This is a genomic window from Legionella santicrucis (assembly GCF_001468135.1).
Taxonomy (GTDB): domain Bacteria; phylum Pseudomonadota; class Gammaproteobacteria; order Legionellales; family Legionellaceae; genus Legionella; species Legionella santicrucis.
Genome location: NZ_LNYU01000054.1, coordinates 21,694 through 35,268, shown reverse-complemented (window position 1 = coordinate 35,268; position 13,575 = coordinate 21,694). Strand labels below are relative to the sequence as shown.

The following is a 13,575-nucleotide window of genomic DNA, read 5'->3' as shown; positions in this document are numbered from 1 at the left end:
TCGCTTTTTATTGCCAAAGCTTCAGGTACAATCTCCAAAGTTGCGATCCCCACTATTAGCTTGGCAAAGAAATCTTTCTATCCACGATGCTTTTCCAATACAGGTCTTGCTTCATTAATGGCATTAGTACAGAGCTTATTAAATATTTTATAGTTCTATCGTGTGCAGTTGAGAAGCTGTTTTGGCTGCTTCGGTTTGATTATCATTCTTAAATATGAGCTACAATCAATTTCGTATGTTTTTTGTACAAAAATAAAAACTGTCCTAGTATTAATTTAAGCGTATCGTAAAGGATATTTAAAGCAATGAACATTACCGACCTGCAATCCTTTCTAGCAGTTGTAGAACTTCATTCCATTTCGCTAGCAGCCAAAAAGCTACATATTACTCAACCTGCTTTAAGTAAAAGGATTAAAAAACTTGAGTCGGAATGGAATAGCCAACTTTTTATTTCTTCTGGGTTGAGGACTGAGCTGACGGAAAAGGGAAAACAATTATTGCCTTATATCCGGCAAATGATGCATCTTAATGCTGAATTACTCAAAAATACAGGAAAATATATAAATCAACCACAATTGCTATTGAATCTTGGTACCACTGCATATATAGCAAAAACTATTGTCCCTCCCATGATGATTTATATGAATTCTCTAGACTTAAATTATTTTATTAACACTAATCTCATAGCCGATAAAGATGTAGCTCATAGTTTAAAGGAAGGGGGAACTGATCTTATTATTTCGCCATTTGTGAATAATACCTCTGAAATTAAATCCATTCGATTGTGGGGTGAAAAACTTATATTTGTAGTTGGGCAATCACATCCATTGGCAAAGATCAAAGAGGCGTTATCCTTGGCGGAATTGGTAGAGTTTGATGCAATACTTATGGAAAGAAATTTTATGATACGTAAAATTGTCGATAAAGAAGTTGAAAAACAAAATTTGACACTGAAAATAAGATCCGAGGCCAACATTATTTATAATAATATTGCTCTTGTGGAGCATGGAATGGGCTGGTGTATTATTTTTGAAAGATTGTTGAATCCTAATCTTATTCCATTAACACTAGCTAATTATACACCCACGATTGATTTCTATTGTCACTTTTTAAAAAAGCGTGCGGACGAACGACTGATCCGTATCTTTGTTGATAATTTAGTAAATTGGGTTAATAAATCAAGTGAGTTAAGCACTTTTACTTCTGAGAATTAATAAAAATGAGATCTCTACATTAACTGTGAATTTCAAACAAAACATCAAAAAACAAATGCACTAGTCATTACCAAGTGTTATTTAATCACTTATATGTCCAATAGGCTATGTGCACAATGTTGGACCCCGGATTTATATAATACCCTTTTTATGCTAAAATGCTTGTTGTAAGCGCACTTAGTTGTTTGGCATCAGGATTATGGATACTTACTGCGGCTACAGCGGGTAAGTTTAAGAAATGTTCTGCTTCTTCCCATTCAATTTCGGCTGGGAATAATCTTAAGTTAGGGAGGCATTTATTTAAGAGTGAGCAAAAAGTCAGATCGGCTGGAAAAGGACGAACATGCATATACCCTAGGCTCATTGCCGCCATCGCTTCGGAAATTGTTGCAACTCCAGGTAAATAATTCATTGAATAAACATTTGCTGTTTGTGCTATCGCGGGTAAATAACCAGGGCTTGTAGCAAAGTGTACACCTGCCTGATAAGCGTTTTCCAATTGCTGTGTATCAATAATATTACCAGCGCCAATTCTAATTGATGGGCAATGTTTGATTGCCTGTTCCAATAATTTTTGATCTGTAGAGTTAATTTCTACTAAACTAAATCCGGCATCTCGAATTTGTTCTAACCTTTCAAATAAAAAATTGTCTACATCCAGTGATATGATTACAGATTGATTGCCCAGTAATTTATCTAAGATCATGGTGAATTCCGCCGATAATTATATTTGTAGTAAACAATATTTCATATTGGTTAAGACACAAAACCCAATGTTAGAAGAGTTGGCTTGTAATGGCAAGTATATTGTTATTCTTATTCAAATAAATTAACAAATTCATTCATTTTATAAAAAATAAGTAAATTTTCTAGGCCACAAAATTAGTTGTAGCCTAGATTTTGTTTTTGTAGGCTACATGATTCTCTTTATTGCTTCATAGGCGCGTTGCTTGGTTCTTGTTGTGGTTCTTGTTGTAATTCTAATGGACTCTTTAATGAGGTTACGTCAGGATCATATGGGTTTTGGGAGCTACTAGCCATATTTTTCAATAGATCTTGCATCGTTGCATCAGGGACTGGGGCTGCACTTAATGTGTTTTTTAACCATGATTTAAATTTTTCTGGATGTTTCAATATATCTGCTAAATTTTCTTTCTGGGGGGTATTTTGAGGATTTTCATCCAGATCCTTATCCTTTTGGTACTGATCGACTAAAACTTTAGTTGCTTCATTTTTAGCATTGGGATTAGGAATTTCTTCCACAAACTTGAATAACATTCCCCAAGTCATAGGCTTCGGAGAGTTCCTTACAAAATTACCAAAGACCTCATCCATGGGGCGAGGGGGCGTTGGTGAAGGTTTGGGTGCTGTAGTAGGATGACTCTTAGAAATTGACGCTACTTTTTGTGGGGTCATGGTTGATTGTGGGACATTTAAATGAGGATTTGGCGTTAGTGCTTGTTGTATTAACTTTGCCCGAGCCGATTGCATTAAATTAATTTGATTTTGGAGCATTCTATGCTCTGCTTTATCTCTTGCGAGTTGTAATGCATTTAGTTGCAATTCTTCTTTTTTGGCATCATGTAGGCCATGTCTAACAATTTGGAGATCTTTTTTTGCATGTGTATACATTTGGTGGGATTTCGTTTTTTCCACTTCACTCATCGCACTCAATGTTTGTCCCTCTTCCAGGAGATAACATTTATTGTTCTCTTTTTCTACCCTTTGATTTTTAGAAAGAACGAAAGCTGCGTTTTTGAAGGTAATTGGGTTTCCATTTTCATCCTCAAAACGTCCATCCGCATCAGCAAATCGTTTTTCACCTTTTAGAACCGATCGTATATCTTCTAGGTTTCTTATTTTGTGATCGCATTTTTTTAACTTGTGTTCTAAGGGGCGTTTTTCCTGTTGGTTATCTGTGGCATTAATTGTTTCAGTAAGATCATCTTTTTCTTTATTAAGTTTGGCTATTTCTTCATTGATTTGTTCTTCAGTACCCGTTGTATATATATGGGAGGACTCATAAAACTCATCAAGACTTTTTTCATAATCATCATATTTTTCGCCAAGTAACTGTTGTTCCTTTTCTAACTTTTCTATACGTTCACTAAGTATCCGTTGTTCTTTTGATAGTTGGTCTATAGAGGTATCATAACCTTTTAATGTAGTATTAAAATCCGATTTAGGTTTAGGAGGTGGACTTGAAGGGCTATGTTCGTCTTTATTAAGCACCTTTTCTTGTTGTTCCATTATAATTTCTTCTTTGATTTTTTGGGCTTCAGCTTTTTCTTCTAATAGCCAATGAAATAAAAAAGCTCTTATCCGTTCCTGCTCCATAATTTGTTGCTGGATTTCAAATTGCAGCTCTTCTTCACGAGACCGCTCAAGAGATATTTCAGTACCAATTTCATGAATTACTGTTTCGCCTGCGGGTGTTAATAAAAAAATTTTTATATCCTCAGGATTTTTTAAACCATATTTACTCAGATCGATACTTGAAGGATTAGGATCCATATCACTTTCTGACAAAGACAATCGAAGTTCACTAGCATCTTGCTTTAATTGAAGCTCACCAGAGTCTTGTTTTAATTGTATCGCATTATCCAATTTTTGATTGATGGTTTCTAGTTCCAATGGTGTCAGCTGAGGAGCTTCAGAAGCGATTTCTAAAAGTTCGGTTGTCATAAGTTTTATATCCTATTCACATCATCTTGATCTAATTATACACAATATTGCTCGATAAAACATGAGCTCCCTGTGGTGTTTACTGAGAATAACACCCTAAGTACAACTATTAACTGATTGATTTTGAGCGTTAGTGATTTGTTCTCTACTCGATTTTTTTATTGCGAATAACCTTTGATAATGAGATGGAGTATGATGGCATTCATCTTTAAACGGGATCTCATTATTGGTATTTAATAATGCATGTAATAAACAATGACTGTTTGAATGAGGAATCAGTTCGTAGCGTCTAGGATCGCTGGAATAATATTTTGCATCATCCAACATAGTGTGTGATTTAAGATCTTCTTGTGCAAAAGCCCAGTGATATAATTGACCTCTTTGATTTTCAATGAATGATAATACAGTTTGTTTTGCTGCGCTTGCCTTATTATCAATCCAATTACATGCAGAGACTATTCCTTTTGAACTTGCTGCAAATAATATACCGAAAGAATTATCCCAAGCTTCGCCTATTGTAATTAATACGCTGCCTAAAGCATAGGTAATTATTCGAGTTATCGGATCTAGAACAGTAAGAAATAATCGAGTGGAGAAAGAAATAACATCAAGAATAGGTAGCATAACTAGGTTTTTAATTAATTGTAATGGTGGTAAATAGAGCGCACGAATGAGATTGATACTAACATTGACAAATGGATTATCTGAAAAATGTCCAAAAGGCCAGGTAAAACCATAAAGCGGTGAAAATCTAAAATTAGCAATTAAGTTTTCTGATGGTTTTCTTGTAGAAAAAGAGATTAATAGCTCACCAGATGCACTAATATTACCAAGAATAGCAAGAGTTTTTGTAAATAAATTAGTAATGCCGCGAAATGGTACGTGAATTAAAAGAGCACTTAACTCAAGTAGTGGAATAGTCAATAAGGCCAAAACAAAATCAATACTAGCCGCTAATATTTGTTTGCTTAAACTCTTAAGAAGAATCCCACTTTTTTTCCATCCATTAAGAAAACCGTTATCCAAACCATAATAATAGCCTTCAAAAAAAGGAGCGATGCATAATTTACCTAAAGTAACAAAGCCTTTGCATAACCATTTACAGGTACCAAGAAACCAATCATCTCCTGGATGCATAATAGTATCATATAGAGCAGCACCGCCTTTTCCACCTAAGGCTGCATAGTTGGTATAAGGAAAATCACCCATTTCTTCTCCTAAGGAGGGTATAAGCTTGGTCAAACTATATCCTAAGCCAAGAGCTAAGGATGCAATAATCGCAATTTCTCCAGGATCTTCTTTGAGTACACTGATTGCTTCAATAAAAAACTTATCGAGATTACCTCCCGCTACCGTAGTTTGCCAGTAGATTGCTGATGCCGAAATTGCTTCAGAAATGGTACCATGACTCATCCAATGCGCTAATTTTTGGGTGGGTTCAATGCCAGCAATTAAACCATGTAAATGAAGTTTCGTTAAAATTGATTTGAGTAATTCAGGAGCAAGTATTGCGCCGCCGCCATATGCATATGCAGCCATTGCTAAAGTGCCGATTAAGGGATTTTGTTCACTGATATCTATAAAAAAGCCTGCGGCATGGCGTATCACTCCTAAAACTCGATGTATAGGATTATCATAAGGATGGGGGCTTGGAGGATGATTGGGCCGAGCAATTACATAGGGACTTTTGCTAATTTGCTCCTTAATAAACTGTTCCAAAGTTTGGCCTGTGGTTAAAAATCCTTTATTTTCAAGGGCTAAAATAAGCGAGTTTCGTATTTTAACTCTTTGCTCATTGAGTTCGTCTGAATCTTGTTTCATCGGTTTTGGGATGTGTGTTTCATGAATATGATTGAAAAAATCATCCTGTAAATCATGGGCAATAAATTGGTGCATATTTTTGTAAAATTTATTGAAAAATCCTGGAATACGTGAAATAAATGCTTTGAGCTTTAGACTCGCCCGCTCAGGTAAATAGAGATGACGTTTACTAATTTGTCCCAGAGTATAGAGATCTTGTCCCTCTGGTAATGGATAGAAAAGTTTATCGTGAACAAAATAGCGTAATTCCACCACTTTGTTTTCTAGTCTTATCAGAATAAGCTCTTGGTTTGGAATAATTGCCCAGCTGCCATGAGGATATTGACTTATTATTTTTTTTGCATGTTTCATGTTTTTTGCAAGAATTGGTTCGCTGGAAATATTGGTGAGTCTGTAGATTAGGCTTTTTAAATCAAGATAACCTATTTGTGGAAATCCTTGTAATCGATAGTAAGGACTTATCTGAGTTATAGTAACCCCATCCAGGCGTTGTTGTATTTCTGTTTTATGCTCGGGTTTAGTGTCCATAGCCAAGTAATTGATCCAATCATGACCATCATCCCATAATTTACTGAAAAATGTTGTGAGTTGTGCAAATCTGTTTGCTGGAACATCACTTAGCTTGGTTGCTGGGGGTAATTTATAGTAATCACAAATCACTCTTAAAGCATCATCTAAATCTTTATTATTATGTCCTATATGGAGCTCACTATCCCAAACAAGACAGGGTAATTCTTGTTGTGTACCTGATTTTATTATTTTGCTAAAATCCATTTGATCTTGTCGTGATACTGAATAAACACGATTAAAGGAATAATGTTGCGCTGTTTTATGAGCCTCATAAAGAATGTTGCCTAGATATCCTTCTGATATTAAAGGATATGTTGCTAATAAGCGATTTTGATCGGAACAATATCCTATAATTTCAATTACTTTTCTTCTTAATGCTTCGTGACCCTCATGATCTTGACTGTTTAATCGCCGTTCTTTTTTCAACAATTTTTTCAATGAGTTAATGCATTCATTAGCGAGTTTCAGTTTTTGTTCTTGTATCGATGTCAGGGGATGGCTGTAACTTGCAGATCGTATACAGTAGCGATGAATTTTACTTATTACATTTGCTACTAATGAAGAAGGTCGATCTCCCGGAAGAAGTTGAATTAAGTCCGGTTGATGTGTGAATAACATAAGCTGTACAGTTTTTTGATTATGGTTGGCGATTAAACGAAGTATGTCGCCTCGAGGGAGAAGGTATTCCATATTATAATGGCCATATAATACTGTTCCTGCTTCATAGCTAAAGGGACTGCCTGTTAGCGTAGGCAATGCCTGATGGCGATGGGGCGTAATAGTTAAGGGAACAATAATTTGAGTGTGGCCATTCGTAGTTACAAAATCAGGCATAGAACTTTCCGTTGTTCACATAGTGCACAGGATACTTGGTTTTTTAGTGAAATATCAAGTGGGCTCAAACCGTATAACTAGAAATTTTATAGGGTCACTGATACAATGTTTTAAAAATAAACAGAATAGCTGTTCTTTTTATGATTGACATTTTGCAGACAAGTCCTGAGAGATAAAAAGGATTGCTTAGAGCTGCTGTGGGATGTAGATTTAAAAAAGTGTACCTCTTTACTTAATAGTAATGTAGGACAAACAGAATGGTTATACGAGTAGGGATCTAATTAATGACAAGTTATTGTGGCTATATCGCCTTAGTTGGTAGGCCTAACGTGGGCAAATCAACATTACTTAATTGTATTTTGCAGCAAAAGCTAAGCATTACCTCAAGAAAGCCGCAAACAACGCGGCACAGTATTTTAGGTATATGTACTGAAGGTGATTATCAATTTGTTTACGTGGATACACCTGGTATTCACCAAGGAAACAAGAAAGCAATGAATCGTATGATGAATAAAACAGCGATTAGTGTATTACGTGATGTAGATGTGATCGCTTTTTTAGTTGATGGTACTCATTGGAAGGACGAAGATGAATATGTTCTAAGTTTGGTGAAACAAGCCAAAGTACCCAGCCTGTTGGTGGTAAATAAAGTGGATAAAATTGATGACAAAGATCAATTGTTGCCCTGGATGGAGCAAATGAGTGCAAAACACGAGTTTGCAGCAATTATTCCTATATCGGCAAAAACAGGGATGCAGGTTGATGAATTACAGGCAAAATTACAGGCTTATTTACCTGAAGGGCCGCATTTGTTTCCAGATGATCAATTAACTGATCGATCCACAAAATTTTTGTGTGCGGAGCTTATACGTGAAAAAATATTCCGCTTCTGTGGGCAAGAATTGCCTTATTCTGTCACTGTAGATATTGAATCGTTTAAGGATGAGGGTACGCTTATACGTATTCATGCATTGATATTAGTTGATAAAGATAATCATAAACGCATGATTATTGGTGATAAAGGGCAAAAGTTAAAAGAAATAGCAACCACTGCCAGAATAGATATGGAAAAATTATTAGGCAAGAAGGTTTTTCTTCAATGCTGGTGTAAGGTGAAGTCGGGCTGGTCAGATGATGAGCGGATTTTAAAACAACTCGGCTATGACCATTAGAACGATACAGGCATGGGTGTTACACAAACAATGGTCTGGAGACACCAGTGCCCGAGTTAGTTTTTTGACGCGTGAATTGGGGGTAATTCAATGCCTTTGTAAAGGGGGGCGTGCTCCTAAAAAACAGGCACTTTTACAAGCTTTTACTCCTTTATGGCTCAATATTACTGAGCGTTATGAGCGATATTACATACAATCTATTGAAAGCATTTCACCAACATTGCCACTTATAGGCAATGCTCTTTTTGCAGGTTTATATATCAATGAAGTTCTTTATTATGCTCTAAGTCCCAATTATTCTGACTCGATGTTGTTTGATGCTTATTTATTTACTTTAAATAACTTGGTCTCAACAAAAGATAGATTGGTGTTAGAAGCTCTGTTAAGACGTTTTGAATGGACCTTGCTGCGAACTTGTGGTTATTCTTTTTCATTAACACAGGAAGCTAGAACCGAAAATTTAATTGTTGCTGATTTATATTATCAATTTGTTGCAGGTGAAGGATTTGTTATCGATAGTGGAGGCATCCCTGGTGATCATATTCTTGCGTTGGCACAAGATGATTTAAGTGAAGCAACTTATCTTAAATCAGCAAAAATAATTATGCGTCAGGCTATAGATCATCTCGTAGGAGGGCGTGAGATTAAATCGCGGGCTTTGTATTTTGCTGAAGCTAAATAAGTTATCACGTCACGAAGCGTGCAGCTGATATTGAATCAACTTGTCTTTAACTCCGGATGGACCGTATACTCTTAATTTTAATAGCTAAGGTGTAGAATGAATAAGCCGATATTATTGGGTGTTAATATTGATCATATCGCTACTGTACGTCAGGCGCGTGGTACTCGTTATCCAGATCCTGTTCAAGCCGCGATTGATGCAGAAGAAGCGGGCGCAGATGGGATCACCTTGCATATGAGAGAGGATTTACGGCATATACAAGCCCGCGATGTTCGTTTAATTAGACAAGTGCTACAAACGCGAATGAATCTTGAATTAGCAGTTACTGAGGCAATGCTTCATTTTGCCGAAGAGATTTCTCCTGAACACACGTGCTTAGTTCCTGAAAAACGAGAAGAGTTAACCACTGAAGGTGGTTTAGATATTATTACTCATCAAAAAATCGTAGAACAGGCCGTGAGGCGTTTGCAAGGGATGGGCAGTGAAGTATCTTTATTTATTGATCCTGATTTGGAACAGATTAAGGCCGCTGCAGAAATAGGTGCTCCTGTAATTGAATTACATACAGGATGTTATGCAGATGCAACAGGGGTTGAGCAGCAACAGTATGAATTAGAGCGAATTAAGCGCGCCGCAGAATATGCAGCAGACTTAAATCTGATTGTCAATGCGGGTCATGGGCTCAACTATCATAACGTGCAGTCTATTGCAGCTATAAAAGAGTTGCATGAACTTAACATAGGCCATGCTATTATTGCTAGGGCTTTATTTTGTGGAATGAAAGAGGCAGTAAGGCACATGCGCCAATTAATGCAAGAAGCAAGACTTTATGTCAACAACTGACGTGATTGTAATTCGGATTACTGGGGATTCTGGCGATGGAGTGCAATTGGTTGGTGAACAACTTACTCTTAGTGCCGCACTTACTGGACGTGATGTACGAACTTTACCCGATTTTCCTGCAGAAATCAGGGCTCCGGCAGGTACAGTAGCGGGAGTCGCTGGTTTTCAATTAGCAGCGGATGGATCTATTAAAGATTATGTTATAAGAAGAAGCCTCTAGTAGCAATGTCTGTTGCTTTTTAAACCCTCCATTTTTACGTATAGGTGTCAAATTTGGGGTTAAATTACAGAGAACAGATCTCTGCAGGATTTTTCACTTTGTTTGGATGCATTGATAGCCTGGGTACAGCCGAACTTAAGGTTTTTCTACGCTGTACCCAGGCTAAAATATACGGAGCATAGTAGGTGGCTCTGTGCGTATTTTCGGGATATTTTCGTTATTTGAATGGTTAAGATTCAGTACCTAACCAAATCGGCATTCATTTACATTATCAGAACGGCTAACACATAATTGATAGTGATCGTTTCCACCCCATGGAACTCTTGATTCTTCTATAAACGCTACAGTTTCGAGCTGAACATGCTCCGCTGAAACGCTGTGGTAATAATGACATCTAACTTTATCGCTTGGATGTTTATGATCACCCCATGCTGCCACTCTGAAAACTAAATCTTTCTGTCCAGGGCTTTTATCATTTACTACAAGGTTCCATCCAGGTGGTGGAACAACATAATAATTTGTACCTCCTTTCACCAATAACTCATTTACTGTTGGGCAGGTTTGAGCATAGCCTAGTATTGTTATGCTATATAAAAAGAACGAGATTATTTTTTTCACATGTTGTCCTATTAAATATATTAAGGGCTGTTGTCAACGGCTCTTAGATGTTAAAAATGATAAATAAAAAGATCACCATCTATTTCATCGTATTAAAATGTTATCAATTAATCAATACTGATTTCATCTCAGCAAATCACGTGTATATTTTCCACTAACGTCTAGCATAAGGATTATTATACGATAAGTATTTCTAAACAATTTAATCTGATCGAGTTGTTTAATATAAGTCCAATTAGACGGTTTTATTAAAAATATCGTGAGCAATAGGGTATTTCCTCTGAATATGATTTTACAATAGCGATACTAAGTAACAATGAAGCTGATTTTGAGAAGATAATGGGGCGTTTAGAAAAGTTCTTAACGAACTCTTTCAGTGCAATTAATCTATAATTTTATATTTAGTATTTCCAAATGAACTATTCAGATAAAAAAAATCCCGGCGATAAACAACCGGGATTCAGGTAGAGGAGACTGATAACTAGTCGCGACCAGAAAAGGCGCTTAATATGTTAAGCAAGCTCACAAATAAGTTGTATATAGATACGAAAAGACCTACTGTAGCTGAAATATAATTTGTTTCTCCTCCATGAATAATTTCACTGGTTTGTAGCAAAATTAATCCGGAAGAAATGAGAATAAAAGCGGCAGAAATAGCTAGTTGTAATGCGGGAATATGAATGAAAATTCCTGCAATCATTGCTAAAAATGCTACCATTACACCTACAAAAAGAAATCCACCAAGAAAACTAAAATCTTTTCTAGTAGTTAGTGCATAACCTGATAATGCAAAGAAAATCATACCCGTACCGCCTAAAGCAGTAGCGATTAATTGCGGCCCGTTTGTAAAACTACTGATGTAAAAATTAAGCACTGGACCTAGCGTATAACCTAGAAATCCGGTGAAAGCAAAAACACTTACTAAGCCCCAAACACTATTGCGCAATGCTTGAGTTAAAAACATTAACCCATAAACGCCAACTATCATAAGTAGGGGGTTCATCGGCCGAGCGCCACTTGTAAGGGAGATATAGGCCATAAAAGCACTGAAGAAAAAGGTTAGACTCAGTAATAGATAAGTATTACGCAATACTTTGTTGCTTGCGAGTACAGATTCATTACGTCTCGTAAGTACAGTGACATTATTTTGATTCATTGTTTAGATCTCCTCTTTTTCTATATATTTAGTCTAGCATATCTAAGGGTAAGTTTCCCATATTTCAAGTCTAAAACCTATTATTTTTATTTTAAATTCAATAATACTCATTAATTCTAAGACTCTTTAAGTAAATCACGGAACTTAGCGAACTATTTTGCGCCAGACAAAATTTAGAGGATAGGCTAGTGAATAAATAATTGTCTATTTATAAAGTGAAATAAATTATAAATTCAGGCATACAGTATAACTCAAAACAAGCAACGCTCAGTTTTGCTATGTTTTACATTATTGTATCCTATGTCTACAATAGGCATTAGTTCGACAGTTTGATGTCATAAATTGGGGATTTATATGGCGCGGGCAGCATTAATACAAATGGTTTCCTCAGCAAAAGTCACTGATAACTTGCAACAAGTAGAAAAACTGGTACTCCAAGCACATGAGGCTCAATCTGATCTTATTCTTTTGCCTGAAAATTTTGCATTTATGGGATTACATGAGGCGGACAAATTGGAGATAGGGGAAGTCTATGGCCAAGGCCCAATCCAACAAAAAATTAGCCAATTAGCAAAGCAGTTAGGTTTATGGATAATTGCCGGGACTATTCCTCTGAAAAGTTCAGGATCTAAGGTTCGCGCCAGTTGCCTTGTTTATGATGAACAAGGTAAATGCGCCGCGCGTTATGATAAAATTCATTTATTTGATGTTCACGTATCACCCCACGAATCTTACATGGAATCTTCATCTATTGAGCGTGGGCATGAGCTTGCTCTTGTTGATACGCCAATTGGAAAAATAGGTTTAACTGTTTGTTATGATTTACGTTTCCCTGAACTTTATCAGCAATTAATGTTTCATGGGGCTCAGTTGTTTACTGTTCCCTCTGCATTTACAGCAGCAACAGGTCTTGCGCATTGGGATATCTTATTACGGGCAAGAGCCATTGAAAATCTGTGTTATGTATTGGCAGCAAACCAAGGTGGGGTCCATGAAAATGGACGATCTACCTATGGTCATAGCATGATTGTTGATTCTTGGGGTAAGGTACTTGTACAAAAAGAAACAGGTGTTGGTATTGTTACTGCAGATATTGATTTAAAAAATCAGCAAGATTTACGCCAAAAATTCCCTTGTTTAGACCATCATGTATTAAACTTATAGATATAAAGCCTGCTTAGTACAGTTTAAATTTGATAAATATTTTATTATAGGTAATTAAATGACAGAAGCACTGATTACAGCGAAAAAAATTTTATTGGCTCCTGCTGCTTTGGATGAGACAGGGATTGAAAAATTATTTAAAACCATGATGAATCATCATATTGATGATGCAGATCTTTATTTTCAAAGTTGCCATTATGAGTCTTGGTATCTAGAGGATTCAGTAGTGAAAAGTGGTAGTTTTTCTTTGGATAAAGGGGTAGGTATTCGGGCAGTTAGTGGTGATAAAACAGGCTTCGCTTATTGCGATGATATTTTATTGCCGTCGATGTTGCGAGCAGCTGATGCAGCACGTTCCATTGCACTGACGGGTTCTATGCCAACTCAATCCATCCATGTAAAAAGTGCCGCGGTAAACCGTTATCAAGGTTTAAATCCCATTGAAGGTATGAGTAAACATGAAAAAATCGCTTTATTAGAAGCAATCGATAAGGAAGCACGTAGGATTGATCCTCGCGTGATTCAAGTTAATGCTGCATTAAGTGGTTGTTATGAGGTTGTAATGGTAGCAGGAATGCACGGACAAATGATCGCAG

At 36.5% G+C, this 13,575-nt stretch carries 11 protein-coding genes and 1 pseudogene; 7 read left to right on the top strand and 5 right to left on the bottom strand.

Annotation, left to right across the window (positions count from 1 at the left end; genetic code table 11):
- Nucleotides 1-305: 305 nt before the first annotated feature.
- Nucleotides 306-1,214 (top strand): LysR family transcriptional regulator, encoded by a 909-nt coding sequence (locus Lsan_RS11205; protein WP_058514479.1) that lies wholly within the window; start codon nt 306-308, stop codon nt 1,212-1,214.
- A gap of 148 nt (nt 1,215-1,362) precedes the next feature.
- On the opposite strand, the gene Lsan_RS11200 is transcribed toward Lsan_RS11205, so the two are convergent.
- From Lsan_RS11200 to Lsan_RS11190, 3 genes are all read right to left on the bottom strand, one after another.
- Nucleotides 1,363-1,920, bottom strand: a complete 558-nt coding sequence (locus Lsan_RS11200; protein WP_058514478.1) for a bifunctional 4-hydroxy-2-oxoglutarate aldolase/2-dehydro-3-deoxy-phosphogluconate aldolase — start codon at nt 1,918-1,920, stop codon at nt 1,363-1,365.
- A gap of 221 nt (nt 1,921-2,141) precedes the next feature.
- Complete coding sequence (locus Lsan_RS11195; RefSeq protein WP_058514477.1) at nt 2,142-3,899, bottom strand: hypothetical protein; 1,758 nt, start codon at nt 3,897-3,899, stop codon at nt 2,142-2,144.
- Nucleotides 3,900-3,995: 96 nt separating this feature from the next.
- Nucleotides 3,996-7,124 (bottom strand): hypothetical protein, encoded by a 3,129-nt coding sequence (locus Lsan_RS11190; protein ID WP_058514476.1) that lies wholly within the window; start codon nt 7,122-7,124, stop codon nt 3,996-3,998.
- Nucleotides 7,125-7,408: 284 nt separating this feature from the next.
- Here Lsan_RS11190 and era point away from each other — a divergent pair, with 284 nt between their 5' ends.
- The 4 genes and pseudogenes from era to Lsan_RS11170 all read left to right on the top strand — a co-directional run.
- Entirely contained in the window at nt 7,409-8,296 is an 888-nt protein-coding gene (era, locus tag Lsan_RS11185; protein ID WP_058514475.1) for a GTPase Era, read from the top strand.
- Nucleotides 8,286-8,978 carry a DNA repair protein RecO gene (gene recO, locus Lsan_RS11180; protein WP_058514474.1) on the top strand — a complete coding sequence of 231 codons (693 nt, stop codon included), beginning with the start codon at nt 8,286-8,288 and terminating at the stop codon, nt 8,976-8,978. The genes era and recO overlap by 11 nt, the downstream gene beginning before the upstream one ends.
- Nucleotides 8,979-9,074: 96 nt before the next feature.
- Nucleotides 9,075-9,821 (top strand): pyridoxine 5'-phosphate synthase, encoded by a 747-nt coding sequence (pdxJ, locus tag Lsan_RS11175; protein ID WP_058514473.1) that lies wholly within the window; start codon nt 9,075-9,077, stop codon nt 9,819-9,821.
- Nucleotides 9,808-9,996 (top strand): annotated as a pseudogene (locus tag Lsan_RS11170) (2-oxoacid:acceptor oxidoreductase subunit alpha); the annotation flags it as partial. The gene pdxJ and the pseudogene Lsan_RS11170, both read left to right, overlap by 14 nt.
- Nucleotides 9,997-10,284: 288 nt before the next feature.
- Here Lsan_RS11170 and Lsan_RS11165 read toward each other — a convergent pair.
- Both Lsan_RS11165 and Lsan_RS11160 read right to left on the bottom strand, forming a co-directional pair.
- The gene (locus Lsan_RS11165; protein ID WP_133134308.1) at nt 10,285-10,659 is read right to left on the bottom strand and encodes a hypothetical protein; all 375 of its coding nucleotides are present in this window, start codon (nt 10,657-10,659) and stop codon (nt 10,285-10,287) included.
- Nucleotides 10,660-11,140: 481 nt separating this feature from the next.
- The gene (locus Lsan_RS11160) at nt 11,141-11,815 is read right to left on the bottom strand and encodes a Bax inhibitor-1/YccA family protein (protein WP_058514470.1); all 675 of its coding nucleotides are present in this window, start codon (nt 11,813-11,815) and stop codon (nt 11,141-11,143) included.
- A 354-nt stretch (nt 11,816-12,169) separates the two neighbouring features.
- Between Lsan_RS11160 and Lsan_RS11155 the strand changes: the two genes are divergently transcribed.
- Both Lsan_RS11155 and Lsan_RS11150 read left to right on the top strand, forming a co-directional pair.
- Nucleotides 12,170-12,979, top strand: coding sequence for a carbon-nitrogen hydrolase family protein (locus tag Lsan_RS11155; RefSeq protein ID WP_058514469.1), 810 nt, complete (start codon nt 12,170-12,172; stop codon nt 12,977-12,979).
- Between the two features lie 58 nt (nt 12,980-13,037).
- A partial coding sequence (locus tag Lsan_RS11150; protein WP_272947150.1) for a PmbA/TldA family metallopeptidase occupies nt 13,038-13,575 on the top strand: 538 nt, incomplete at its 3' end.